The sequence below is a fragment of the Pantoea sp. MT58 genome, assembly GCF_014495885.1.
Classification (GTDB): Bacteria; Pseudomonadota; Gammaproteobacteria; order Enterobacterales; family Enterobacteriaceae; genus Pantoea; species Pantoea eucalypti.
In genome coordinates this window covers 2601649-2626584 of sequence record NZ_CP061083.1, presented here as the reverse complement: position 1 = coordinate 2626584, position 24936 = coordinate 2601649, and the positions used below count along the sequence as shown (strand labels likewise).

At 57.7% G+C, this 24936-nt stretch carries 27 protein-coding genes, 3 tRNA genes and 2 pseudogenes; 27 read left to right on the top strand and 5 right to left on the bottom strand.

Annotated features, from left to right (window positions below):
* The first annotated feature begins 13 nt into the window (after positions 1-13).
* From pgsA to IAI47_RS12440, 5 genes are all read left to right on the top strand, one after another.
* Complete coding sequence (gene pgsA, locus IAI47_RS12460; RefSeq protein WP_008925896.1) at positions 14-562, top strand: CDP-diacylglycerol--glycerol-3-phosphate 3-phosphatidyltransferase; 549 nt, start codon at positions 14-16, stop codon at positions 560-562.
* Between the two features lie 152 nt (positions 563-714).
* Positions 715-790 (top strand) — tRNA-Gly (locus tag IAI47_RS12455).
* 40 nt (positions 791-830) lie between these two features.
* Positions 831-904: transfer RNA gene (locus tag IAI47_RS12450), tRNA-Cys, on the top strand.
* Positions 905-914: 10 nt separating this feature from the next.
* Positions 915-1001 (top strand) — tRNA-Leu (locus tag IAI47_RS12445).
* Between the two features lie 301 nt (positions 1002-1302).
* Positions 1303-2148 carry a substrate-binding domain-containing protein gene (locus IAI47_RS12440; RefSeq protein WP_008925897.1) on the top strand — a complete coding sequence of 282 codons (846 nt, stop codon included), beginning with the start codon at positions 1303-1305 and terminating at the stop codon, positions 2146-2148.
* A gap of 31 nt (positions 2149-2179) precedes the next feature.
* Here the strand turns inward: IAI47_RS12440 and IAI47_RS12435 are convergent, their stop codons facing one another.
* Positions 2180-2374, bottom strand: coding sequence for a hypothetical protein (locus tag IAI47_RS12435; protein WP_003849973.1), 195 nt, complete (start codon positions 2372-2374; stop codon positions 2180-2182).
* Between the two features lie 193 nt (positions 2375-2567).
* Between IAI47_RS12435 and IAI47_RS12430 the strand changes: the two genes are divergently transcribed.
* The gene (locus IAI47_RS12430; RefSeq protein ID WP_003849972.1) at positions 2568-2768 is read left to right on the top strand and encodes a DUF6404 family protein; all 201 of its coding nucleotides are present in this window, start codon (positions 2568-2570) and stop codon (positions 2766-2768) included.
* A 35-nt stretch (positions 2769-2803) separates the two neighbouring features.
* Here IAI47_RS12430 and IAI47_RS12425 read toward each other — a convergent pair whose 3' ends face one another.
* The 4 genes and pseudogenes from IAI47_RS12425 to IAI47_RS12415 form a co-directional block, all read right to left on the bottom strand.
* Positions 2804-4309 carry a SulP family inorganic anion transporter gene (locus IAI47_RS12425; RefSeq protein WP_008925898.1) on the bottom strand — a complete coding sequence of 502 codons (1506 nt, stop codon included), beginning with the start codon at positions 4307-4309 and terminating at the stop codon, positions 2804-2806.
* Positions 4310-4446: 137 nt separating this feature from the next.
* Positions 4447-4707 (bottom strand): biofilm/acid-resistance regulator YmgB/AriR, encoded by a 261-nt coding sequence (locus tag IAI47_RS12420; protein ID WP_003849968.1) that lies wholly within the window; start codon positions 4705-4707, stop codon positions 4447-4449.
* Positions 4708-5099: 392 nt separating this feature from the next.
* Positions 5100-5183 (bottom strand): annotated as a pseudogene (locus tag IAI47_RS22190) (DUF2000 domain-containing protein); the annotation flags it as partial.
* Positions 5172-5854 (bottom strand): annotated as a pseudogene (locus tag IAI47_RS12415) (AraC family ligand binding domain-containing protein); the annotation flags it as partial. The pseudogenes IAI47_RS22190 and IAI47_RS12415, both read right to left, overlap by 12 nt.
* A gap of 145 nt (positions 5855-5999) precedes the next feature.
* On the opposite strand from IAI47_RS12415, the gene IAI47_RS12410 reads away from it, so the two are divergent.
* The 21 genes from IAI47_RS12410 to IAI47_RS12310 all read left to right on the top strand — a co-directional run bounded on the left by IAI47_RS12410 (position 6000) and on the right by IAI47_RS12310 (position 24919).
* Positions 6000-6431 carry a MarR family winged helix-turn-helix transcriptional regulator gene (locus IAI47_RS12410; protein ID WP_003849964.1) on the top strand — a complete coding sequence of 144 codons (432 nt, stop codon included), beginning with the start codon at positions 6000-6002 and terminating at the stop codon, positions 6429-6431.
* 2 nt (positions 6432-6433) lie between these two features.
* A complete protein-coding gene (locus IAI47_RS12405; RefSeq protein ID WP_008925900.1) occupies positions 6434-8119 on the top strand; it encodes an MFS transporter in 1686 nt (561 codons plus the stop codon).
* On the top strand, positions 8116-9210 hold the full coding sequence (locus IAI47_RS12400) for an HlyD family secretion protein (protein ID WP_003849960.1): 1095 nt from the start codon (positions 8116-8118) through the stop codon (positions 9208-9210). The genes IAI47_RS12405 and IAI47_RS12400 overlap by 4 nt, the downstream gene beginning before the upstream one ends.
* Positions 9210-10592, top strand: coding sequence for an efflux transporter outer membrane subunit (locus IAI47_RS12395; RefSeq protein ID WP_033743179.1), 1383 nt, complete (start codon positions 9210-9212; stop codon positions 10590-10592). Before IAI47_RS12400 ends, IAI47_RS12395 begins: the two co-directional genes overlap by 1 nt.
* 389 nt (positions 10593-10981) lie before the next feature.
* Positions 10982-11248, top strand: a complete 267-nt coding sequence (locus IAI47_RS12390; RefSeq protein ID WP_008925902.1) for a hypothetical protein — start codon at positions 10982-10984, stop codon at positions 11246-11248.
* A gap of 228 nt (positions 11249-11476) precedes the next feature.
* Positions 11477-12208 (top strand): beta-ketoacyl synthase chain length factor, encoded by a 732-nt coding sequence (locus tag IAI47_RS12385; RefSeq protein WP_008925903.1) that lies wholly within the window; start codon positions 11477-11479, stop codon positions 12206-12208.
* Positions 12201-13001 carry a 1-acyl-sn-glycerol-3-phosphate acyltransferase gene (locus tag IAI47_RS12380; protein WP_003849954.1) on the top strand — a complete coding sequence of 267 codons (801 nt, stop codon included), beginning with the start codon at positions 12201-12203 and terminating at the stop codon, positions 12999-13001. The genes IAI47_RS12385 and IAI47_RS12380 overlap by 8 nt, the downstream gene beginning before the upstream one ends.
* Positions 13002-13014: 13 nt before the next feature.
* A complete protein-coding gene (locus tag IAI47_RS12375; protein WP_003849953.1) occupies positions 13015-13272 on the top strand; it encodes a phosphopantetheine-binding protein in 258 nt (85 codons plus the stop codon).
* A gap of 16 nt (positions 13273-13288) precedes the next feature.
* Entirely contained in the window at positions 13289-13543 is a 255-nt protein-coding gene (locus IAI47_RS12370; protein ID WP_003849951.1) for an acyl carrier protein, read from the top strand.
* 6 nt (positions 13544-13549) lie between these two features.
* On the top strand, positions 13550-14113 hold the full coding sequence (locus IAI47_RS12365) for a hypothetical protein (protein WP_003849950.1): 564 nt from the start codon (positions 13550-13552) through the stop codon (positions 14111-14113).
* On the top strand, positions 14110-15429 hold the full coding sequence (locus tag IAI47_RS12360) for an AMP-binding protein (protein ID WP_008925904.1): 1320 nt from the start codon (positions 14110-14112) through the stop codon (positions 15427-15429). Before IAI47_RS12365 ends, IAI47_RS12360 begins: the two co-directional genes overlap by 4 nt.
* The gene (locus IAI47_RS12355) at positions 15416-15763 is read left to right on the top strand and encodes a hydroxymyristoyl-ACP dehydratase (protein ID WP_003849948.1); all 348 of its coding nucleotides are present in this window, start codon (positions 15416-15418) and stop codon (positions 15761-15763) included. Before IAI47_RS12360 ends, IAI47_RS12355 begins: the two co-directional genes overlap by 14 nt.
* A 53-nt stretch (positions 15764-15816) precedes the next feature.
* Positions 15817-17466, top strand: coding sequence for a glycosyltransferase (locus tag IAI47_RS12350; protein WP_370581735.1), 1650 nt, complete (start codon positions 15817-15819; stop codon positions 17464-17466).
* The gene (locus IAI47_RS12345; protein ID WP_003849946.1) at positions 17459-17872 is read left to right on the top strand and encodes a thioesterase family protein; all 414 of its coding nucleotides are present in this window, start codon (positions 17459-17461) and stop codon (positions 17870-17872) included. Before IAI47_RS12350 ends, IAI47_RS12345 begins: the two co-directional genes overlap by 8 nt.
* A complete protein-coding gene (locus IAI47_RS12340) occupies positions 17866-18474 on the top strand; it encodes an outer membrane lipoprotein carrier protein LolA (RefSeq protein WP_003849945.1) in 609 nt (202 codons plus the stop codon). Before IAI47_RS12345 ends, IAI47_RS12340 begins: the two co-directional genes overlap by 7 nt.
* On the top strand, positions 18461-20767 hold the full coding sequence (locus IAI47_RS12335) for an MMPL family transporter (RefSeq protein ID WP_008925906.1): 2307 nt from the start codon (positions 18461-18463) through the stop codon (positions 20765-20767). The genes IAI47_RS12340 and IAI47_RS12335 overlap by 14 nt, the downstream gene beginning before the upstream one ends.
* Positions 20764-21336 (top strand): DUF3261 domain-containing protein, encoded by a 573-nt coding sequence (locus tag IAI47_RS12330; protein WP_008925907.1) that lies wholly within the window; start codon positions 20764-20766, stop codon positions 21334-21336. Before IAI47_RS12335 ends, IAI47_RS12330 begins: the two co-directional genes overlap by 4 nt.
* Positions 21333-22493, top strand: coding sequence for a beta-ketoacyl-[acyl-carrier-protein] synthase family protein (locus tag IAI47_RS12325; protein ID WP_008925908.1), 1161 nt, complete (start codon positions 21333-21335; stop codon positions 22491-22493). Before IAI47_RS12330 ends, IAI47_RS12325 begins: the two co-directional genes overlap by 4 nt.
* Positions 22483-22959: a hotdog family protein gene (locus IAI47_RS12320; protein WP_008925909.1), complete on the top strand. Its 477-nt coding sequence runs from the start codon at positions 22483-22485 to the stop codon at positions 22957-22959. The genes IAI47_RS12325 and IAI47_RS12320 overlap by 11 nt, the downstream gene beginning before the upstream one ends.
* Positions 22956-23687, top strand: a complete 732-nt coding sequence (locus tag IAI47_RS12315) for a 3-ketoacyl-ACP reductase FabG2 (RefSeq protein ID WP_008925910.1) — start codon at positions 22956-22958, stop codon at positions 23685-23687. The genes IAI47_RS12320 and IAI47_RS12315 overlap by 4 nt, the downstream gene beginning before the upstream one ends.
* Positions 23684-24919, top strand: coding sequence for a beta-ketoacyl-ACP synthase (locus IAI47_RS12310; RefSeq protein ID WP_008925911.1), 1236 nt, complete (start codon positions 23684-23686; stop codon positions 24917-24919). The genes IAI47_RS12315 and IAI47_RS12310 overlap by 4 nt, the downstream gene beginning before the upstream one ends.
* Positions 24920-24936 lie beyond the last annotated feature (17 nt).

The window sequence follows — 24936 nt, the reverse complement described above, 5'->3', positions numbered from 1 at the left end:
CAGTTACCGGCATATGCAATTAAACATCCCGACGTGTCTCACCCTGTTTCGAGTCGTGCTCATCCCGTTCTTTGTGCTGGCTTTCTATCTGCCGTTCATTTGGGCGCCGCTGGCTACTGCACTGATCTTTATTTTTGCTGCTGTTACCGACTGGTTTGATGGCTTTCTGGCGCGCCGCTGGAAGCAGACGACGCGCTTTGGCGCATTCCTCGATCCGGTTGCTGATAAAGTGCTGGTCGCGATAGCGCTGGTGCTGGTGGCAGAACATTTTCATGCATGGTGGATTACTCTGCCAGCGGCAACCATGATTGCCCGCGAGATCATTATCTCTGCGCTGCGTGAATGGATGGCGGAGATTGGCAAGCGCAGTAGTGTTTCTGTTTCCTGGATTGGTAAAGTCAAAACGACTGCGCAAATGTTGTCTCTCTTCGCACTGCTGTGGCGCCCAGATGCCACTGTTGTAGCGATTGGCGTGGTGGCGTTATACATTGCTGCAGTGCTGACTTTCTGGTCGATGTTCCAGTATTTAAGCGCGGCGCGCGGTGATTTGCTCGAACCGTGATCGATACGATTTAAAAAGCAGCAAACGGATGGTCTGTGAGGATAATTTTATTGACTCATTGCGTCATCTAAGTAGAATGCATCGCATCGAACGGCAGCCAGGCTGCCAGAAGATAAACAAAATCAGCAGGTTCGATAAGATTGCTGAATATTGCGGGAATAGCTCAGTTGGTAGAGCACGACCTTGCCAAGGTCGGGGTCGCGAGTTCGAGTCTCGTTTCCCGCTCCAGATTCGCATGTCAGGTTAGCCTGGCGGCATCATAGTTTAAGGCGCGTTGGCAGAGTGGCTATGCAGCGGATTGCAAATCCGTGTACCTCGGTTCGACTCCGGGACGCGCCTCCAGTTACACCCAGCCCGGGTGGTGAAATCGGTAGACACAAGGGATTTAAAATCCCTCGGCTGTAAGGCTGTGCGGGTTCAAGTCCCGCCCCGGGCACCATATCGCTTTACCAATAAAATCAATGATAAGCAGTGTCGTCAAGCCGCCCCCTAGAGGCGGTTTTTTTGTGCCCGGAATCTGGCATGGCTGGCACCTCACATCCTTATGCTTTTCAACTGGCATCACGTCTCAGTGCTGAATAACCGTTCATTATCCGTGTCACTGCTTTGCCAATTCAAACCTGATTACATCTGATTTCATTCATTTTTGCGGCCTGAGTCGAACTTCATAACCTGTTGAGACAGGTTGGTTTATCGTAAAGTGGTGGGTATTATTTGCCGTTGCAGAGACGTTAACGTCAATGACCAGACCTTTCAAACATGACTCACCCCTTTCGGCTTTACCGCCGGTTATTGGTATTGTCGCCAGCCAGTTGCTCAATCCGTATCAACAGAAAATGCTGGACGAGGTAACGCGGCAACTTAATGTTCGCGGTGCTATCACCGTGCTGTTGAGTGCCGATAGCGAAGAAGCACTGACAGCACTCATCCGGCAGGCGACACCGCTTGCGATGCGGGGGGTAATACTGCTACCCGGCAACCGCATTACAGATACCTGCAATTTGCCGGTGCTTGAGATTGACGCGGAGCCTGAACGGCAAGCGGATGCGCGGCGGGCAGGGGAAGTAACATCGGAATTACTGCTCGCGGAAGGGCATCAGCGGTTTGGCTTTATGCAAAGCCAGCCTGTTGAAAGCGCGCAAAAGCAGGGTTACAGCACGGCACTACAGGCGGCGGGCAGGGTGCTGAATGCTGTGCTGACTTCAGAGGCAGATGACCGTGACGGCGCGTATCAGGCGATGATGGATTATTTGAAAAAGACCCGTGCCGCCGATCGTATTCAGGCACTCTTCTGTGAAAGCGATCTGCTGGCCTTTGGTGCGATACAGGCAATCCGCGATTTTGGTCAGGGTGCCCACATTGCGGTGGCGGGATTTGGAGACAGTGAGGAAGCCCGAAGCTCTACCTGGCATCTTACCAGCTGGTCACCTGATATCAGGCAAATTATGGTCAACGCGTTAGATCGCTGGTTGGGGCAGCACGCAGTCAGCAGTCAAGTGCAGGGGCAATTAGCGCGGCGCCACTCCCATTTTGGCAAAATTGCGCCAGGAGAAATGTCAGCCTGCGGCTGCGCCTTTCGGCATTAGCCAGCCTGCAACGCAGACTGGCTGAAACAGACTATCCCTGCGGTTGTCCTGCCGGGCCAACACCGCCTGGTGCGCCAACCGGCTGCTGCCCGCCCGGAGGGGGTGGTGGGGCCTCTTTGCCTGGCGGCGGTGGCGGTGGTGCATCTCTGCCCGGCGGTGGTGGTGCACAGGCAGTGAGTGTCGCAAGTATAGCCAGCATCGATAACAGGTAAGCAATACGTTTCATCGTAATTCCCTGATCAGGTAAGCGGAACGTAGAGTATAGAGAATCGCCGTAAAATTACCTGGACGAGGTAACATGTCCGAGCCAGAGAGAGAATTTGTGGCGATTATATGAGACGTCTCTCAACCCGAATAAACGGGCGATGCTTTTTGGGCGGGAGCAGGTTAAGGTGGTTCATTATTTAAGAGGAGTCGTTATGAATGGCATTATGAAGTTCGTCCGCGGATGGCTGGTGTTCTCTGTACTGTGGGGCGTATTCATGTGGTTTATGTCATGGCATCAGCAGGGAAAAGAGCCAGGCCTGGCGATTCTGACAAGTCTCTATGCTGGTTTAATCTATCAGGCGCTGATTACTATGGTTGGCCGCTATCGGGCGCGGCGGCAACAGGCAGAGTAAAGTCTGCTGCCGGAGAGGCAGCAGAACGGAGCTATTTATCCGAAATTACCGGTAAGGCGCTGATGGAAATCAGTGCTGCGCGGATCCAGCCCTTCAATCGTCACGTCTGCACCATAACGCTGATAGCGATATTCAATACCATCCAGCGCTGCGACGCTGGATGCATCCCAGATCTGCGCGTGCGTTAAGTCAATAGTCACTTTTTTCGGGTCATGCGCATAATCAAAATGCTCAAACAGATCGTTGCTGCTGGCAAAGAACAGCGGACCACGTACCTCATAGCGTACTGACTCACCATCTTCACTCAGCTGACGTTCAGCATGAATGACATGTGCAATACGGCGGGCAAACAGCAGCATCGCCAGGATCACTCCAGCGAGTACGCCCAGTGCCAGATTTCCTGTCCAGACCGTTACCGCCACTGTCAGCACCATAATCAGCGTCTCTGACCACGGCATACGTTTCAGTGTGTTGGGCTGCAGGCTATGCCAGTTAACGGTTTTCACTGCCACCACCATCATGATACCGGCCAATACTACCATCGGAATTTGCGCCATTATCCGGCTCAGTCCGGTCACCAGCAGCAGCAGCACCAGACCCGCGGCCACGGTTGAAACGCGGCTGCGCGCACGGCCCAGCTCAACGTTGACGATAGTCTGACCTATCATCGCGCATCCGGCGATACCGCCATAAAATCCCGCAAGGATATTTGCCACACCCAGACCCCAGGATTCGCGGCGCTTACTGGACGGGGTATCGGTCAGGTCATCGACCAGTTTGGCGGTCAGCAGCGACTCCATCAGCCCGACAAAGGCGATACTCAGTGCGGTGGGCCAGATAATCTGCAGAGTCTGCAGGTTAAGCGGTACCAGCAGGCTGTTAAAACCGGGCAGGCCAGGACTCATCGGTCCTTCATCGCCCACGTTCGGCATGCGATAGCCCATTAATAGCGCGACGCCCGTCACCACTACAATGGCAACCAGCGGAGAAGGAACACTCTTTAACAGACGCGGTAACAACAGCACGATTGCCAGGGTCGCGACAAAGAAGATCCACACCAGAGATGACTGGCCCCAGACGTGCGGCACCTGAGCAAAGAAAATCAGCACGCCCAGCGCATTCACAAATCCCAGCATCACCGAGCGGGGGATGTAGCGCATCATGCGTGCCAGACCGGCCACGCCAAACAGAATCTGAATCACGCCGCCCATGACTACCGCGGGCAGAATATATTCAACACCGTGCAGATGAACCATCGGTCCGATTACCAGTGCGACAGAACCGGCAGCCGCCGTAACCATCGCCGGGCGTCCGCCGAGTATCGACAGGGTCAGGCAGAGCACGACCGAGGCGATGAGACTGACTTTAGGGTCTACACCGGCAATAACGGAAAAGGAGATCACTTCAGGGATTAATGCCAGCGCGGTAATTACCCCGGCAAGGCATTCGCGGGTCAGCAACGCAGGCGAACGCAGAACGCGCCCCACACTGATATCGCCCGCCACAACGTCGGTTGCGGCAACATCATTGGTTTGAGTCATAAAGGTCTGCAGGCTCTTTAGTTGTTTTGCTCCCGCGCGAAGGGCGGGAAGATCAGGCTCATGGTGAGGGGCAGATAGTACCGGGCGACGGGCAAAGATGCCAGAAAAAGGGGGGAACTCCCTCCATGGAGTCAGTCTTACAGCGAAAAATCATCCGGGGTCTTGTGGACCACGAGGTCGAGCAGCTGGCGGTAGCTATCCAGCATTTCCCTGTCACTTTCCAGTTCAAGCCGATGAATAAGTTTGGAAATAATGGCTTTATTATTTACTGGCATGCCTGACTGCAAAATTTCTGCAATCAGGATACCCAGCATTTCCATCTCACTGGCTGGCTTGTTGGCCGCAGGGTTAAAATAATCAGCGATTTCCTGATTGGTCCGGGGAATAATATATTGCATGTGTAAGCCCTTCAGAACAGCCCGATTCCGGTTCGGATGTCAGGACAAAAGCGATCAAAAAAACCACCGCATGGACAGATGCGATGGTACCAGTGCCACAAATTGAGCAAACAAAAATTAACCTCTGAAGGTGGAAATCCACTGACACCTTCAGAGGCGACGCAAATGCATCATTCGTTACAGAGTCGCATACAACTCGTGGCAGTAAACTTATACAATGAATAACTATCTGTAAAATCGAATTCTTTAGCAAAATGTGCCATTCACAACTTATCAAGGAGTTATAAGGATTATTCCGACACAAAAGTTGTACAAATAACCTATACAGATGGCGGGATTGGCGAACCGGGTGGAAAAAGCCGGGAAGCCGTGGCCAGCTTCCCGGGAACAAATTAGCTGAACAACACCAGTTTAGCCGTCAGCTTACGCAGGTTTTTTTTATCGCCGACGATGGCAATGCCCAGCAGCCGCCATTGCACCAGCCAGGCGTGAGGCGGCAAACCCCAGTGCGTCTGGAACAGGCGTGATAACCGGAAGCGATCCACCTGCAGCTGCTGCGCCATCTGCAGCAGGCCGGGATTTCCGCATGATGGGCAATCAGCCAGTCACGCGCCTGCAAAGCCAGCCTGGCATCTTTATCGACGGGCTGAGCGGGCAGTGACCATTGCCGGTGCGAGGTGAGCTGACTGAACATCCGATCCATCGCCGCCTCTTTGATGATCGCGGGATGGTTGTACCACAGTGCATCAAACGCGTGCCAGACAGCATAAGCCAATGGGCGGTCGTCGCGCAGTGTGGTTGCAAAGCGGAGTTCACGCGGCAAGGGGTCATCAGCCTGATTAGGCGTAAGCTGCTGCGCAATCTGTTGCGGTGAAAGATAGAGCATACGATAGGTGAAGCCGCTGTGGTTGATAGCATCGCCATCATGCAACTCCTCAGGCTCCAGCATAAAAACCGTGCCGGGACGGCTTTGATGCTGTTTGCGCCGCGAATGAAACTGCTGTACACCTTGCTCGGTCACGCCAATAAGATAGCTGTCGTGCCAGTGGGGATCCCAGGCGTGGCCAGTGAAATGGGCGCGCAATGCCTCAATACCGCTAACGGCGTCACGGCGCAAATCGATCCAGTTTGCTGATGCCTGATTCATGTTATCCGGCCCCTGATTGCGGCCTCTGGACATTCTGACGCGATCCACTAATTTTTAACAGACCGGACGCTTTTCAATCGCGTTTCGCTTTGCGTATAATAACGCTTCCACTCAATTAGATATCTTACTATTAGGCTGCTAACATTTGTCTGAGCATACGCGTACCTTTACCCACTTACTGCATCTGACCGCCCATGCCTGGCGCCTGGCGGTTGATCGTCACCTTAAAGATAGCGGCTTAAGCATGAGCAGCTGGATGGCCATCGGGCTGATTGCCAGTGAGCCGCAGCGCATGACGCAGACCGAACTGGCGCAACTGCTGGGGCTGGAAGATGCCAGTATGGTGCCGCTGGTGGATCGGCTGGTGAAACAGTCGCTGCTGACGCGGGTACAACCGCCAGAAGATCGCCGTAAACGTCACCTGGTGCTGACCGATAAAGGCAATGAAGCCTTCGCCAAAGTGAAAACCGAGGCTGATGCTCTCCGTACTGAAATGCTGGCTGATATTGATCCCGGGGATCTGGCCGTCACCGAGCGCGTCCTGCAACAACTGCTGAGCCGAATGGGAAGCATGTAGCAGTGGCAAAGCGAAATCCCTACGCAGCACGCGAGTGGTTACCGCACGAAAAACCGATGTTGCCGGGTTCGCCCTCGACGCCGCTGCATCCCATGCCAAAGCGTCTGGCATTTGGCCTGATCGGCTTACTGATTTCGCTGACCGGCGCGTTAAGCAACGCACTGGTCACCGCGAACCTGGTTAATCTGCAGGGCACCTTTGGAGCCTGGTCGAATGAGATTGCGTGGTTACCTGCGGTCTACGTGATGGGCAACATCTCTATAAATCTGCTGCTGGTAAAATTCCGACAGCAGTTTGGCCTGCGTGTCTTTACTGAAGCCTTTCTGGTGCTTTATGTACTGGTCGCATTCTTTCACTTATTCGCTAACGACCTGAGCTCGGCGATCATTGTGCGCACCGCCCATGGCATGGTGGCGGCGGCGCTCAGCTCACTGGGCATCTACTATCAGGTTCAGGCCTGGCCCGCAAAACATCGCCTGAAAGCGCTGGTGATTGGCCTGACGGTCTCTCAGCTGGCTATTCCGCTGGCCCGCTTATTTTCGTCAGAATTACTGCAGCTCAACGAGTGGCGTGGCCTTTATCTGTTTGAACTCGGTCTGGCACTGATCGCGCTGGGTGGGGTGCTGCTGGTGAAACTGCCACCAGGCGATCGCATTAAAACCTTTGAAAAGATGGATTTCCTGACCTTCGTTCTGCTGGCGCCTGGCATGGCGCTGCTGTGCGGCGTGCTGACGCTGGGTCGCATTGAATGGTGGTTCACCACGCCGTGGTTGGGAATCTGTACTGCAATTGCCCTGACGCTGATTGTCGCGGCGATTGTTATTGAGCATAACCGGCGTAACCCCCTGATTAACACCCGCTGGCTGAGCAGCGGCATGATGGTGCGGCTTGGCATTGTCATGGTCATGATCCGTATCGTACTGGCGGAACAGAACACCGGCGCGATCGGCTTTTTGCAGCAGATGGGTTTGCAGAACGATCAAATGCGCGGTCTGGCACTGGCGATCATGGCCGGGGTTATCGTGGGCATCGCCGCCAGCGCACTCACCATCAAACCCAATCATCTCAACTGGCCGATTGTCGCCTCGCTGGTGGTGATGATTATCGCCTCGCTGATGGATGCGCAATCCAGTCCGCTGACCCGTGGCCCCGAAATGTATCTCAGCCAGTTTTTGCTGGGCTTCAGCAGCGCCTTTTTCATGGCACCGGCGATGCTGATGGGCATTGGTAGCGTGGTGACCCAGCCAAAAAACCTGGTGAGCTTTGTGGTGCTGTTTGGCATGAGTCAGAACCTGGGTGGACTGATCGGCTCAGCGATCCTTGGCACTTTCCAGGTCTGGCGGGAAAAATATCACTCCAGCCTGCTGGGCGATCAACTCTCACTGCTCGATCCTAACGTTACCGAACGGCTAAGCCAGTACAACGCGCTATTTAATTCACTGGTGGGTGACGACGTTCTGCGCGGTGCGCAGAGCACCACCCAGTTACAGACGGTCGCCACGCTACAGGCTAATGTGCTCGCCTACAACGATACCTATCTGTTAACCGCTGCGCTGGCTCTGGTGACTCTGATGTGGGTCATCTGGCGTTTAACCCGGCGTCGTTATCTTGACTGGCGTCAGGCACAATTTAATCTGCGTGAGCAGCAACAGCTGGCTGCGTTACAGGAATCAACGGAGAAACAATGAGTCAGCAGGATGAGCTTCAGGCGGCAGAACGCGAACGTGCAAACCGTCGACGTATTCTTTCGATAGCCGCTGGCAGCGGTATTGTAGTGATTGGCGTACTGGTTATCCTGTATGCCTGGCAGCTTTGGCCTTTTACCAGCGCAATACAAAGCACCGAGAATGCCTATGTGCGCGGTCAGGTGACCTTTATCAGTCCGCAGGTGAATGGCTATCTCACCTCGGTAAAGGTCATCGATCTGCAGCCGGTGAAGAAAGGGCAGTTGCTGATGACGATTGATGATCGAATCTATCGTCAGCGGGTGCATCAGGCGCAGGCGCAACTGGCGATGAAGCAGGCGGCTCTGAAAAACAATCTGCAGCAGCGGCGCAGCGCAGAAGCGACCATCCAGAGCAATAAAGCGGCGCTGGAAAACGCGAAAGCGCAGGCACTTAAAAGCGGCTTTGATCTCAAACGCGTTGAGAATCTTGCGGCGGATGGATCGCTGTCGGTACGTGAGCGCGACGCCGCCCGCGCAGCAAACGCTCAGGCCCAGGCCCAGGTCCGCCAGGCTGCCGCGCAGATCGCCGTCGCGCAGCAGAACCTGCAAACCGTTATCGTTAATCGCGACGCGCTGGAGGGGGATGTCGAGAGCGCCCGCGCCGCGCTGGAGCTGGCGGAGATCGATCTGGCGAATACCCGGATTACCGCGCCTGATGATGGCCAGCTCGGTCAGCTGTCAGTGCGAACCGGCGCCTATGTCACGGCCGGTACGCGCCTGACCTCGGTAGTGCCCAATCACAAATGGATCATCGCGAACCTGAAAGAGACTCAACTGGCCCATATCCGGCCTGGCCTGCCGGTGACGATTCGGGTCGATGCACTGGATGGCAAACGCTTTAACGGGCAGGTGGAATTTATCTCGCCGGCAGCCGGCTCAGAGTTCAGCGCTATTTCACCTGACAATGCCACGGGTAACTTCGTTAAAATTGCGCAGCGTATTCCGGTTCGGATCCGTATCAACGAGCAGGATATGCAGCAGCTGCGCCCGGGCATGTCGGTTGAAGTCGATATCGATACCGCAGCCCAGGCCGCCGATGAGGGCGCACAATGATGCGTCGCGGCTTACTGGTAAGTGCGCTGATGCTGGCGCTGACCGGCTGCGCAACGCAGGTTGAAAAGGCACCGTCCTCTCTGCCGATCCCCGCCGCCTGGCGCAACAGTGTCGGGCCTGCTGCTGCGCCGGAAGCGGAGTGGTGGCGCGCGTTTCATGATGCGTATCTCAACCGGCTGGTCACACAGGCGCTGCGCAACAATCCTGATATTCTCACCGCGCGTTCCCGGGTTGATCAGTATCGCGCCCAGCTGCGCGCCACGCAGGGTGATGAATTTCCGACCCTCAGCGCCGGCGTAGCGGCGACCCGTGAGCGAACGCTCTCGTCAGTGACGGGCCAGCCCTATGAAACCGATGTTTTTCAGGGGTTGTTACAGGCAAATTACGAGGTTGATCTCTGGGGGGCGCGTAGCAATAGCGTCTCGGCGTCGCAGGCAAGCTTAGCGGCGCAGCAGGCCGCCGCGTCTGCTGCAGAGCTGACCATTGCCAGCTCAGTGGCATCGGGTTATCTCAACCTGTGCGCGCTGGATGAACAGCTGCGGGTCACCGAGGCGACGCTGGCGACCCGCAACAATTCACTGAAGCTAGCCCAGCGTCAGTTTGAGAGCGGCTACACCTCAAGGCTGGAGTGGATGCAGGCCGCTTCTGAATATCAGTCGGCGAAAGCACAGATACCGCAGCTGCAGCATCAGATCGCGCAGCAGGAGAATGCGCTGAGCATCCTGGTGGGCATGAACCCGCGTAGCATTGCCCGTCGTCAGCAGTTTGACCAGATTCTACCGCAGCAGATGCCGTCGCTGCTGCCGTCCGAACTGCTTAATCGCCGCCCGGATATTGTGCAGGCGCAGCGTCAGTTACTGGCCGCAGATGCCAGCCTTGCCTCATCGCGCGCTAAGCTGCTGCCAGGGCTGAACCTCACTGCCACCGGCACCCTGCAGAGTTCGGTGCTGCACCAGCTCGCAGACAATCCATTCCGGCTCTGGAGCGTGGGCGGCAGCATTCTGGCACCGTTGCTGAACCGTGAAGCGCTGACGGCACAGGTTGATGTCTCAATGGCAACGCGCAATCAGGCGCTGTACGGCTATGAAAAAGTGGTGCGCAACGCCTTCTCGGAAGTCAATGATGCCCTGGACGCTATCCGACAGCGTGAGGCACAGCTTCAGGAACTGCAAAAGCAGGAAACTTACGTAACCGAGGCGCTGCGCATTGCCCGCAACCGCTATCAAAATGGCTACGCTTCCTATCTGGATGAACTGGATGCGCAGCGAACCCTGTTTTCAACTCAGCTGAATCGGGTGGCCGTTAAAAATAATCTGTTGCTGGCGCAGATCGATCTCTATCGCGCACTGGGCGGTGGCTGGGCACCCGCCTCCACACAATGACTGTCCGGGCCGATCCAGCCGCAGTAAGAGTTTCTGCGGCCGGGATCGGCCTCTGCGCAGACGCCGCGACTGCGCATTTTACCTCGCGTTAATCCCTCAAATAACCACCCAAAACCTATACATACTTCTGCTTACCTGTCTTTACATTCGATGGTATCATGCGCGGGTTTTGAACCAGCCAGCCGGAAAAATGCACGTAATGTTAAGCTGGTGTTGGATGATTTTTACGTTTAACTCACTGATAGAAAAGATCAAAGAAGGGACTCGTTATGATCAAAAAAACACTTTTTGCGCTGGCTGTGGTCGCTGCATGATTAACCGGCTGCGCATGCACGCCGCCGATTCATAACGTGAATCAGGCCCTCACTCAGCATGACAGTGATAATCAGATGAAACTGGCGATCATTGAGGCGGGTATTGGCCGGAAACAGCTGATGACACCCGTTTCGCCTGGTGTAATCAATGGTCGTCTGGCCCAGCGTGATGTTGTGGCGACCATCCGCATTACTTACACCAGACAGAATTACCGCATTGAGTCTGTCGGCAGTGAAAACCTGAGAGCGGGACAGGGTGTGATCCTCAATAACGACAACGACTGGATGGCCAATCTCGATCAGGATATTCAGTTGCGGCTGTCGGCCCTGGCCGCCCGGTGATCGGCGTGCTGTTGCAATAATGGGTCGACAGACTCGCTAAGCATAAAGTTCTGCGGCAGCCGGCCGACAAATCAGATGAGCTGCTATTGATGAATCCTTGAGTAAACCTCTACCGTGAGAACCTGATTAGGGTTCGGCAGGTTTTCCGGTACGCACTTTTTTTGCAGAAGGCAGGAGTGACGATCCAATGAACGCCGACTCCACACGTATGATGAAAAGAGTGTTGAGATGAAACTCGTTTACTCACTGGTCGACTGGCAGGCACTGGCTCCGGGTTTAAGCGCGCCAGAAGCCTGGCAGGACTGGGCGCAACAGAGCAGGGCCATCGACCCCTTAGCGGCGATGGCAAAGCCGCAATACTTACCGATGATGACGTCGCGTCGTCTGAGCGGCGGCAGCCGTGCGGCGGTAGAGTGTGGGCTGGCGCTTCTGGCACGGCAGAAGGCAGACGCTATCGTGTTTACCAGCCGTCACGGTGAACTGGAGCGTAATCTGCGTATTCTTAATACCCTTGCAGATCAACAGTCAATGTCACCTACAGACTTTGCCATGTCAGTTCACAATTCGGCGGTTGGCAGCCTGACCATTGCGGCAAAAGCGCCGCTGGTCTCGACCTCCATTGCGGCAGGCATGGACTCTTTTCAGCAGGGATTGATTGAAGTCAGCGCTCTGCATCAGGCGGGTTATCAGCAGGTGCTGCTGGTCGACTTCGACGGCATCGTGCCGGACTATTATCTGCCGTGGCTGGCGGATCAGCGCGTGAATTTTCCTTATGCGGTGGCACTGCTGCTGCGTGCGGGCGAACAACTGTATTGCACTGGCTGTAAAGGCGAAGAGAAGAGGGCAGAAACGCTGTTACCGCAGAGCCTGCGTTTTCTGCAGCAATGGCTGGCGGCTTCGCCCACCTTCAGCCTGGCAGGCGAACGCCTGACATGGCACTGGGAGAGAAGTCATGGCTGATTGCTCACAACCCGCTCAGCACTCAGGCAGCCGCCTTAACTACTGCTGGCGACTGGTGATGACGGCCGTCAATTTTACGCTGTTTGGGCTGGGCGGACTGCTGCTGTCACTGATTGGCTTCAACCTGCTACTCCTGATCCAGCGCGATTCTCTGCGCCGCCGGCTGCTGGCCCGACGCGCTATCGCCTTTAGCTTCCGCTGCTTTCTGCGTTTCTGCCGGATGACCGGCGTTTACGACTACCGCATTGAAGGCGCAGAGCTGTTGCAACAGGATCGCGGATGCCTGATTGTCGCTAATCATCCGTCACTGATCGACTACGTGATGATCGCGTCGGTACTGCCAGAGATGGATTGTCTGGTAAAGGCCGATCTGCAAAAAAATCCCTTTATACGTGGGGTGATTCGCGCCGCCGATTATCTGATCAACAGTGAAGCGGAGACGCTGCTGCCGGACAGTCAGCAGAGACTGGCGCGCGGCGACAATATCCTGATTTTTCCGGAAGGCACCCGTACCCGTTACGGTCAGCCGCTGACTCTGCAGCGCGGAGCCGCCAATATTGCGGTGCGCGCCGGATGCGATCTGCGCGTGGTTCACATCACCTGCAGCCAGCGTATGCTTGATAAACAGAGCCGCTGGTATCAGATTCCGCCGGTTAAACCGCTGTTTACCGTGCGAGTAAAGTCACGAATCGACAGTCAGTCGTTTTGTGAAAGCAATCCCGATGCGCAGCCACTGGCCGCGCGTCGCCTGACCCGCCACTTAGAGCAGGCGCTGGTCCCCCAGAACAGGTAAGACGAAAACCGGTATGGATTCATTAATTAACGATATCAAACAGATGATTATCGACACGCTGAACCTTGAAGATCTCAGCCCCGATGATATTGAGACTGACGCTGCCCTGTTTGGCGACGGGCTGGGGCTGGACTCAATTGATGCACTGGAACTTGGCCTGGCAGTGAAAAATCGCTACGGCGTGACGCTCTCTGCGGAAAGTGAAACCCTGCGTGCCCACTTCTTCTCTGTCGCGACGCTGGCCGCGTTCGTCAACCAACAGCGCGGCTGAAAGCGGAGACAATCTTATGATGAACAAAGAAGAGATTTATCAGGAAGTGACTTCGCTGCTCACCAGCCTGTTTGAAATTGCGCCCGAGGATATCCACCCCGAGGCGCGTCTGTATGAAGATCTCGAGCTCGACAGCATTGATGCTGTCGATATGGTCGTGCACCTGCAAAAACGTACCGGCCGTAAAATCAAACCGGAAACCTTCCGCGCGGTCCGAACTGTGCAGGATGTCGTGGATGCGGTGGAACAACTGATGCGCGAAGACGCCTGATCCGTCGTGCCTGCTGCTACGCTTCGCCTGCTCAATCTGCTTACGCTGCTGGCCTGGCCCTTGCTGGTCTGGCTGGCACTGACCCAGCCGCGCTGGCAGGGACTCTTCTGGCTGCTGGCGCTGCTGTTTGGCCTGCGCTGGCTGCAACTGCGTCGTCAGCAGAACGCGCTGGGCGCGGTCATGGGCTGGCTGGCGCTGCTCGGCGCGCTGCTCTGTATCAGCAGCCAGCTGTTACGCGCTCAGCATCTGTTGCTGTGGTATCCGGTGGCGGTCAATCTGGCGATGCTGCTGGTGTTCGGTGCTTCACTCTGGAGCGCGATGCCGCTGGTGGAGCGTATTGCCCGGCTGCGTGAGCCAGAACTTCCTGCCGCCGCAGTGCCTTACACCCGTCGCGTCACGCAGATCTGGTGCCTGTTTTTTATCGGCAATGGCAGCATGGCGTTCTATACCTGTCTGCAGGGCGATCTGCGGCTCTGGACGCTGTGGAACGGTGGCATCAGCTACCTGTTGATCGGCGTGCTGATGGGCGCTGAGTGGCTGGTTCGTCAGCGTGTGAGGCGAAAAGCATGAGCGTGGCCGAGTGGCTGACAGGCGCCGATCGTGAAGTCGCCTGGCGAGGCGATCAACCCTTGATGCTCGGCGCGATGCGTCGTCAGGTGCAGGCACTTAGCCTGCGCTTAGCGGCACAGCCGGGCACGCACTGGGGGCTCTGTTTTGACGACAGTTATCGTTTCTGTGTGGCGCTGCTGGCCTGCTGGTATGCCAGTAAAACGCCGGTGATGCCGGGTCATAGCCGCGCCGCGCTACTGAATGAGATGCAGGAGCAGCTTGATGGGGTGCTGTGCGACATGCCGCTGGCGGTCAGCCTGCCGCTGCTGACGTGGGATGAGGCAGAAGCCCAGGGCCAGCTGCCACCACTGCCTGCGAGCTCAGCGCTGATACTCTTTACCTCGGGGTCCACCGGCGCACCGCGTCAGGTGGTGAAGTCACTGACGGTGATGGAGCAGGAGAGCCGCTGGCTCAGCGCTCTGTGGGGCGAACAGCTGCAAGGCTGCAGGGTGATTGCCTCGGTCAGCCATCAGCATCTTTACGGTTTATCGTTCCGACTTTTCCTGCCAATGACGCTCAGGCTGCCGTTTTCCGCTCAGCCGCTGTTCTACGGCGAGCAGCTGGCCCAGCTCCCGCGCGACTGTCGCTATGCTTTTATCAGCAGCCCGGCTTTTTTATCGCGGCTGGACAGTACGCTCGACGCGCCCGGCTGTGAACTGATTGTCTCTGCCGGTGGCACCCTGCGCGGGCCGGATGCAGAACAGGTCTGGCAGCGCTTTGGCTGCCCGGTCAGTGAAATCTACGGTAGCACCGAAACCGGCATTCTGGCCTGGCGTCAGTGCGATCGGGCCGATGCCCCGTGGCGAAGTTTTTCTGGCGTCAGGCTTGAGCAGGTGACGCCCGAACGCTGGCAGGTCTGGTCGCCGCTGATTGCGGGTGATAACGGCCTTGCGCTGGACGACCGCCTGAATATGCAGCCCGATGGCGGATTTCAGCTGGCAGGACGTCACGATCGCATCGTGAAAATTGGAGACAAGCGCATCTCATTAAGTGAGATAGAGCGCCGACTGACCGATCTGCCGGAAATTGACGATGCCGTGGCGCTGGTGGTCACGCGTCATGATCGTCAGGCAATTGGCGTCGTGCTGTCGCTCACCACCACGCTGGATGAAGCGGCTCTGCACCAGCACAGACAGCAATGGAAACGCCAGCTGCAGTGCTGGCTGGAACCGCTGGCGATGCCGCGCTACTGGCGGATTGTTGCCACCATTCCGGTTACCCCCCAAAGTAAACGCGCCTGGCCGCAAATAGAGGAACTTTTTCATGTTGCCGATTGAACGAAGCCGGGAGTTGCAGGCTGACAGCGCCACGCTGATTCTGCAGGTTGAAGCCGGACTGTTCTGGTTCCAGGGCCACTTTCAGACGCTGCCTATTCTGCCTGGCGTGGCTCAACTGGACTGGGTGATGCACTACGGCGTGTCACTGCTCGCGCCGGGTAAGCAGTTTGCCGCCATTGAAAACATCAAATTTCAGCAGCCGGTGCTGCCTGACTCACTTCTGCAACTGCGTCTTGACTGGGATGCTGAAAAGTCGCGCCTGAGTTTCCGTTACAGCCTGCTCAGTCACGACGGCGAGCCGAGCGCCAGCATCGGGAAGATCACGCTGTGCTAACCCTGCCGTTTACGCCTTGCGTAGTGATCCCGTGTTACAACCATGGTGCGATGATGGCATCGGTACTGGCCCGGCTGGCACCGTTTAATCTGCCGGTTATCGTCGTGGATGATGGCAGCGACACGGCGACTCAGCTTCAGCTGGCGACGCTGTACGCCGCAGAGCTCACTGTGCTGCGACTCGACAGCAATCAGGGTAAAGGTGCGGCGGTGATTCATGGTCTGCGCGCTGCGGCGGCACGCGGATTCACCCATGCCGTGCAGCTTGATGCGGACGGTCAGCATCAGGCAGAAGATCTGCCGCTGATGCTGGCGGAAGCTGAGCGCTATCCCGACGCGCTGATCTCCGGACAGCCGATTTATGACGATTCGATCCCTAAATCACGTCTTTACGGTCGCTATATCACACACTTCTGGGTCTGGATTGAAACGCTGTCGCTGTCGATCCGCGACAGCATGTGCGGCTTTCGTGTCTATCCGCTGGCCCCCACGCTGGCGCTGTGCGATCGCCGTGCCATCGGTCAGCGCATGGATTTCGATACTGAGATCATGGTGCGGCTCTACTGGCAGGGCATACGCAGTCGCTTTATCCCGACCCGCGTCACCTATCCCGCCAGCGGGCTGTCGCACTTCGATGCGCTCTACGACAATCTGCGCATCTCCTGGATGCATACCCGTCTGTTCTTCGGCATGCTGCCGCGGATCCCGCGTCTGCTGGCGATGCGTAACGCGCCAGCACACTGGTCTGTGGAAACGGAGCGGCGCGGACAGTGGGGATTACGTTTTATGCTGGCGGTGTATCGCTATGGCGGGCGGCTGCCCTTTACGCTGCTGCTCTGGCCGGTCGTCGCGGTCTACTGGCTGAGCGGTCAGCGCGCGCGAAGCGCTTCACGGCAATGGCTGGCGCAGGTCACCGTCGCCGCACAGCAGCGGCAGGTTGCATTACCGCCGCGGCTTAACAGCTACCGCCATTTTCTGCGCTTCGCCGGAGCGATGCTGGATAAAGTCGCCAGCTGGCGCGGGGATTTGCATTGGGGACGGGATATCGATTTCGCGCCGGGCGCAGAAGCGATAATCCGCGCACCCACACCCCAGGGCAAGCTGATCCTGGCCTCCCATCTTGGCGACATTGAAGCCTGTCGCGCGATGGCGCAGCAGGTCAGCGGACTGGTGATTAATGCACTGGTGTTTACCGACAATGCCCGGCGCTTTCGGGCGGTACTGGAAACTATCGCCCCGCAGGCGGGGGTCAATCTGATGCCGGTCAGTGATATCGGGCCGGAGACAGCAATCCTGCTGCAACAGAAGCTGGATGCGGGCGAATGGGTGGCGATTGTCGGGGATCGTACGGCGGTCAATCCGCAACGCGGTGGCGAGCGTCGGGTCATCTGGAGCGATTTTCTGGGTCGGGCAGCACCGTTTCCACAGGGGCCGTTTGTGCTGGCGGCTGCGTTACGCTGTCCGGTGCTGCTCATGTTTGCCCTGCGGCAACAGGGTAAACTGCTTATCCACTGTGAGCCGTTTGCCGATCCGCTGCTGCTGCCCCGTGCACAACGTCAGCAGGCGCTGCAACAGGCGGTCGATCGCTATGCGCAACGGCTGGCGCATTATGCGCTGCTGGCCCCGCTGGACTGGTTCAACTTTTTCGATTTCTGGACGTTGCCTGATCACCAGGCGCACCACAAGGAGTCTGACCATGACTGAACATCATGCTGAAGTCGTGTTGACCGTTTCATTCCACGACTGTGATCCCATGGGTGTGGTCTGGCACGGTAACTATTTCCGCTTCTTCGAAGTGGCACGCGAAGCCCTGCTGCGCAGCATCAATTACAGTTATGCCGAGATGGCTGCCAGTGGCTACGTCTGGCCGGTGGTCGATACCCGGGTTAAATATCGCCATCCCCTGCGCTGTGAAGAGACGATTCGCGTCAGTGCCCGGATTACAGAATATGAGAACCGCCTGCGCATCGACTATGAGGTGCGAAACGCGGCCGATCAGATCACCACTAAAGCGCATACGCTGCAGGTTGCGGTTGAGCAGGAGAGTCAGGCGCTGTGCTTTGTTTCGCCCGATATTTTACTGGAACGTTTAGGAGTAAAAGGATGCTGAAAATAGTGCTTACCGGCCTGCTATTGTGGGCCAGTGCGGCCAGCGCAGTCACACTGGATCAGCTGCAGCAGCGTTTTGCCAGCCAGCCAGTGATCCGGGCCGACTTTACCCAGACGCGCACCATTTCAGGTATGCGTCAGCCGCTGGTGTCGCACGGTCAAATGCTGATCGCCCGTGAGCAGGGGTTATGGTGGCATCAGCAGACGCCGTTTGTGATGACACTGCTGCTGGATGATAAGCGCATGGTGCAAAGCCTTAACGGCCAGAAGCCCCAGGTGATCACCGCTGACAGCAATCCGCAGATGTTCCAGTTCAATCATTTGCTGCGGGCGCTGTTCCAGGCTGACCAGAAGGTCCTTAACGAAAATTTCAGCGTGGCCTTCAGCGATCGTGGCAACGGCGCCTGGACGCTGGACCTGACGCCCAAAGCTGCGCCGCTCAACAAAATCTTCAACCGTATCTCGCTGGCGGGTAATACCTTCCTGGACAGCATCAACCTGGATGATAAGCAGGGCGATAAAACCGAGATTCAGCTCAGTAACACCCGCATTGAACCGCCGCAGTTAAGCGACGAGGAGCAGGCACGTTTTGCCGGGCCGTAACGATCGGCTGCTGGCGATCCTGTGGCTGGCCATCTGTCTGCTGCTGGCGGCGGCGCTCGCTTTTCTGTTGCCGCGCAGCCAGCTCAACAGCAGCGTGCTGGCTTTGCTGCCGCAACAGAATCTGGGCGCAGCACCGCCTGCGCTACAGCAGGCTTTTATGCAGCGGCTGGATCGCCAGATGGTGTGGCTGGTTTCACCCGGTGAGCAGGACGATCCGCAGGTCGCTGCCTGGTGGCTGGCGCAGTTGCGTGCGCTGCCTGACCTGAAGCTTGTGCAGGGCGATCTTGATGCACAGCAGCAGCAGCAGTGGGGCCGTTTCGCCTGGCAACACCGCAATGGTCTGCTTGATGAGTCGACACGCAGCCGCTTGCAGAACGGGGGTGAGGCGCAGGCAGACTGGCTGCTGGCGCAGCTTTTTTCAGCCTTCTCGGGCGTCAGCAGCAGAGAGTTGCAGGGCGATCCTTTGATGCTGGTGCGCGGTTCACAGCTGGCGCTGGCTCAGAATGCCGGACGTATGACGCTGCATGATGGCTGGCTGACCGTAAAAGACGAGCAGGGTAAGCAGTGGTATTTTCTGCATGGCGAACTGGCGAACAATGCTTTCAGTATGCAGCAGAGCCATGCGCTGGTGACCCGGCTTAGCGCGCTGGAGCAGCAGCTTAAAAGCCGCTGGCCGCAGGCGAAACTGCTGACGCGGGGTACTGTCCTGTTCAGCGACAACGCCAGCCAGCGTGCGCAGCACGATGTTAAAACCCTGGGGAGTGTAACGCTGGGTGGCGTCGTCCTGCTGGTGCTGCTGGTCTTCCGATCACTGCGTCCATTGCTGCTGACGGTGACGTCTGTGGCGGTAGGCGCGATGGCAGGCACAGTGGTGACGCTGCTTTGCTTCGGTGAGCTGCATCTGATGACGCTGGTGATGAGTCTGAGTATTGTCGGCATCTCGGCGGATTACACGCTCTATTATCTCACTGAGCGTATGGTTCACGGCGAACAGCAGTCACCGTGGCAGAGCCTGCGCAAAGTCCGCGGTACGCTGCTACTGGCGCTTGCGACCACCGCGATTGCCTGGCTGCTGATGCTGCTCGCGCCCTTTCCCGGACTGCGTCAGCTGGCGGTGTTTGCCGCCAGCGGATTAACCGCATCCTGTCTGACGGTAATTCTGATCACGCCGTGGCTGGTACGTGGATTACCGGTGCGTCCGGTGCCGCTGATGGTGCCGCTGGCGCGCTGGCTTGCCGCCTGGCGTCGCCAGCGCGGGTTGCGTGTCGGATTACCTGTATTGATGGCCATCTTCGCCCTGACCGGAATCGCTCAGTTAAAGGTAGATGATGACATCGCGCATCTGCAAAGTGCCCCCGCACAGCTGCTTGAACAGGATCGCCAGCTCGCTACTCTGACCGGCCAGCGTGCCGATCAGACCTGGTTTGTGGTCTGGGGCGATGATGCTCAGCAGACGCTGCAGCGGCTGGAAAAACTGGCACCGGATCTCCATCAGGCACAGCAGCAGGGCTGGCTGCAACATTATCGTCTGCTGCCGCTGAAGTCGCTGGCGCAGCAACAGCAGGATCTGCAGCTGCTGAAACAGGCCGTTCCGACGATTACGGCCCGCCTGCAGCAGGCGGGAATTGCCCTTGCCGCGCCGGATCTGACGCCAATGCCGGTAACACCCGATGCCTGGCTGTCGGGTCCGCTGAGTGAGGGCTGGCGTCTGCTGTGGCTGACGCTGCCGGACGGGCAGAGCGGTGTTCTGATCCCCACCAGCGGCGTAAAAAACAGCGCCGCACTCGCAGAGCTGGCTAAGCAGCATCCTGGCGTCAGCTGGATCGATCGCAAGGCGAGTTACGATGCGCTGTTCAGTTTCTGGCGTACCCTGCTCGGCGGATTACTGGCACTGGCGCTGCTGCTGATCACCCTGAGTTTTGTACTGCGCCTGGGATTAAAGGCGGGCTTACGCAGCGCGCTGCCGTCGGTGCTGTCGCTGGCGATGGCGCTGGCAACGCTGGGCTGGATCGGCGCATCGCTGAACCTGTTTGCGCTGCTGGCGCTGATTCTGGTGCTGGGGATCGGCATTAACTACACGCTCTTTTTCAGCAACCCACAGGGTACACCAATGACTTCGTTGCTGGCGGTATCGCTGGCGATGATCACCACCTTACTGACGCTGGGCATGCTGGTATTCAGCAGCACCAGCGCGATTGCCAGTTTTGGCTCCGTATTATGCAGCGGCATCTTCAGCGCTTTCCTGCTGTCACCGCTGGCGATGCGACCCACCCGATCAAGGAGTAAACGATGATCCGCGCCGCCTGTATTCTGCTGACGGCTCTGCTGCTCAGCGCCTGTGCCGGACCGGCACCCGACAGCAGCCGTCCTACCGCCTGGCTGAAACCGGGCGTGAAGGTGACGCTGCCGCCGCCAGGCATCCGTCCCGCCTTTCAACAGCAGCAGTTGCTGACCGGCCAGGTTAAAGGCCAGAGTCAGTCACTGCTGGTGCTGCTCAGTGCTGATGAACAGCAAATTGATCTGGCGGGGCTCTCTTCAGTGGGTATTCGACTCTTCAGTCTGCGCTATGATGCCAGCGGTATTCATACCCAGCAGTTGATGCCGCTGCCGCAGATGCCGCCCGCGAGTCAGGTTCTGGCAGACATCATGCTCAGCTACTGGCCGCTGGATGCCTGGCAAAAACAGCTGCCGCCAGGCTGGAAGCTGCAGGATAAGGGATTAAAGCGCCAGCTGATCGATGCCGATAACCAGCTGGTAACGGAGATTGATTATCTGCAACGGGATAATCAGCGCCAGCCAGTCAGCATTCGGCAGCATGCCTTTGGCTATCAGATCCGCATTCAACATCTGGACGCCTCATGATTTATATCTCTGCTATCGGCATGCTGAATGCCCTGGGAAATGACAGCCAGCAGATTGCGGCCAGCCTGAAAAAAGGTGAGGCACCCGGTATGCAGTTGCGTCATGGCTGGCTGAGCGGTGATCGCGCCTGTTGGCTTGGCAGAGTTGAAGGTGAGCTGCCAGCGATTCCTGCTGTCCTTAGCGCGCATAACACCCGAAACAACCAGCTGCTGCTGGCCGCGCTGATACAAATCCGTCCGACGCTTGACGCGGCGACTGCACGCTATGGCGCCAGCAGAGTGGCAATTGTACTGGGGACCAGCACCTCGGGGGTGGATGAGGGGGATCAGCAGATTTGCGGCGGCCAGCCCGATTATCACTACCAGATGCAGGAGCTTGGCGATCCGTCACGTTTTCTGGCGCACTACCTGCAGCTCGATGGCCCGGCCTATACCATTTCTACCGCCTGCTCTTCCAGCGCCCGCGCCATTATCAGTGGTGAGCGGCTGATCGCGGCAGGGCTGGCGGATGTCGCGCTGGTGGGCGGTGCAGACTCGCTGAGTCGGATGCCGATCAACGGTTTCGACAGTCTGGAATCGCTCTCTGAGCGTCGCTGCGCGCCGTTCAGCCGCGAGCGTGACGGCATCTCGATTGGCGAAGGAGCCGCGCTGATGCTGCTGACGCGGGAACCGCAGCCGCTGGCGCTGTTGGGTGCGGGTGAATCTTCCGACGCCTGGCACATGTCTGCGCCTCATCCGCAGGGCGAAGGCGCTGAACGGGCGATGCGAATGGCGCTGCAACAGGCGAATCTGTTGCCGCAGCAAGTGGGGTATATCAATCTGCATGGCACAGCCACGCCGCTGAACGATCAGATGGAAGCCGCCGTGATTCATCGTCTGTTTGGCAATGCGGTGCCATGCAGCTCAACCAAACATCTGACCGGCCATACGCTCGGCGCGGCGGGCGTGTGCGAAGCTGCGCTCAGCGCGTTGATCCTGCAGAACAATCTGCCGCTGCCTGCGCAGGATTTTAGCGCGGCGGCGCAGGATGAGACGCTGCCGGATTGCGGATTGCTGTTACAGCCACAGGCGCTGCAACGGCCGGTCATCGCTTCTAATTCATTCGCCTTTGGTGGCAACAACACCTGCCTGATTCTGGGACGCCTTGATGGACATTAATTCTCCCGCGGCACTCTGGCTGCCGCATGCTGCACCGATGCTACTGCTTGATCAGCTGATTGCCGTTGATGAAGAGCACGTTCACTGTCAGGTATCGACCTGTGCCGATGGCGTACTGGCGCCGTTTCTGACGCCACAGGGCGAACTGCCTGCCTGGTTTGGCGTCGAGATGATGGCTCAAACCGTAGGCGTCTGGTCGGGCTGGCATGCAAAGCAGGGTGGCGCAACCCTTGTCCCGCCCGGCATGCTGCTGGGTGGACGCGGCTGGCGGGCAGATCAACCGTACTTTCCCGCGAACGTCACGCTGGATATCAGAATGACGTTGCTGATGCGCGATGACCGTATGGGCAGCTTTGAGGGCGATATTTGTTACGGCCGGCAACGGCTTGCCAGCGGTCGTCTCAACACCTGGCAACCCAATGAAACAGAGTTAAAGCAATTAATGTCACAAGGAAATCTGCCATGACAAGGTCGGTATTAGTCACGGGCGCCAGTAAAGGCATTGGCCGCGCGATTGCGCTGCGTCTCGCCCAGGATGGCTATCAGGTTATCGTTCATTTTAACCGTGACCGCGCGGGGGCTGAGCAGTGCCTGCAGCAGATCGAATCTGCAGGCGGCAGTGGTCGTGTGCTGGGATTTGATGTGGCTGACCGGGCAGCCACCCGTGCCGCGCTGGAAGCGGATATAGCGCAACACGGGGCCTACTATGGCGTGGTGAGCAATGCTGGTATCACCCGTGATGCAGCGTTTCCCGCCCTGACGGATGAGGAGTGGGACAACGTGATCCACACCAATCTCGACAGTTTTTACAACGTTATCCAGCCCTGCGTGATGCCGATGATCGGCCTGCGCCGCGGTGGCCGTATTATTACCCTCTCATCGGTTTCCGGAATAATGGGTAATCGCGGTCAGGTCAACTACAGCGCGGCGAAAGCGGGCATTATCGGGGCCACAAAAGCACTGGCGATTGAACTGGCTAAACGCAAAATCACCGTTAACTGCATCGCGCCCGGTCTGATTGATACCGGCATGGAGGGGCTCGAGCCTCAGGTGATTGAAGAAGCGATGAAGATCGTGCCGATGAAGCGCATGGGCACGGCCGACGAAGTCGCCGGACTGGCGAGCTATCTGATGTCCGATATCGCCGGTTACGTAACGCGTCAGGTGATTTCAATTAATGGAGGCATGCTGTGATCCAGCGGGTAGTCGTAACCGGTATGGGCGGCGTAACGGCCTTTGGTGAATCCTGGGCTGAGGTTTCGGCGCGTATTCGTGCCGGGCGCAACGCGGTACGCTTTATGCCGGAGTGGCAGATCTATGACGGACTGCATACCCTGCTCGGCGCGCCCGTGGATAACTTTGAACTGCCTGCGCATTATACCCGCAAGCGTATCCGCGCCATGGGCCGCGTTTCGCTGCTGGCAACGCGTGCCACCGAACTGGCGCTGACCCAGGCAGGGCTGATTGACCATCCGGTGCTGACCTGCGGAGAGACGGGCATCGCCTACGGCTCCTCTACCGGCAGCACCGGGCCGGTCAGCGAGTTCGCCACCATGCTGACCGAAAAGCACACCAACAATATTACCGGCACGACGTACGTGCAGATGATGCCGCATACCACCGCCGTGAATGCCGGGCTCTTTTTCGGCCTGCGCGGCCGGGTGATCCCGACCTCCAGCGCCTGTACGTCAGGCAGCCAGGCTATTGGCTATGCCTGGGAGGCGATTCGTCATGGATATCAGACGGTGATGGTGGCGGGTGGTGCGGAGGAGCTCTGTCCGTCGGAAGCGGCGGTGTTCGATACCCTCTTTGCAACCAGCCAGCGCAATGACGCGCCACACACCACGCCAGCGCCTTTTGATCAGCAACGCGATGGCCTGGTGATAGGCGAAGGGGCCGGCACGTTGATCCTGGAGTCGCTGGATCATGCCCTGGCGCGTGGTGCCACAATTTATGCTGAAATCACGGGCTTCCACACCAACTGCGATGCCGCCCATATCACGCAGCCGCAGCGGGAAACCATGCAGATCTGCATTGAGCGGGCATTGCAGAGCGCCGGTATTACCGCATCAGAAGTCGGTTATGTGAATGCGCACGGCACGGCCACTGAGCGGGGTGATATGGCAGAAAGTCTGGCGACGGCAGCGGTGTTTGGCGAGTCAACGCCAATCTCCTCTCTGAAATCCTATTTTGGCCATACGCTGGGTGCCTGCGGGGCGCTGGAAGCCTGGATGAGCATTGAGATGATGCGGGAAGGGTGGTTTGCGCCCACGCTTAACCTGACGCAACCGGCCGCTGATGGCGGTCAGCTGGATTACATCATGGGTGAGCCGCGAGAGATTGAAACCGACTATATCCAGAGCAACAATTTTGCCTTTGGTGGCATTAACACATCTCTGATCTTCAGACGCTGGCGCGGCGTCTGATATCCGGTCCGTGCGGT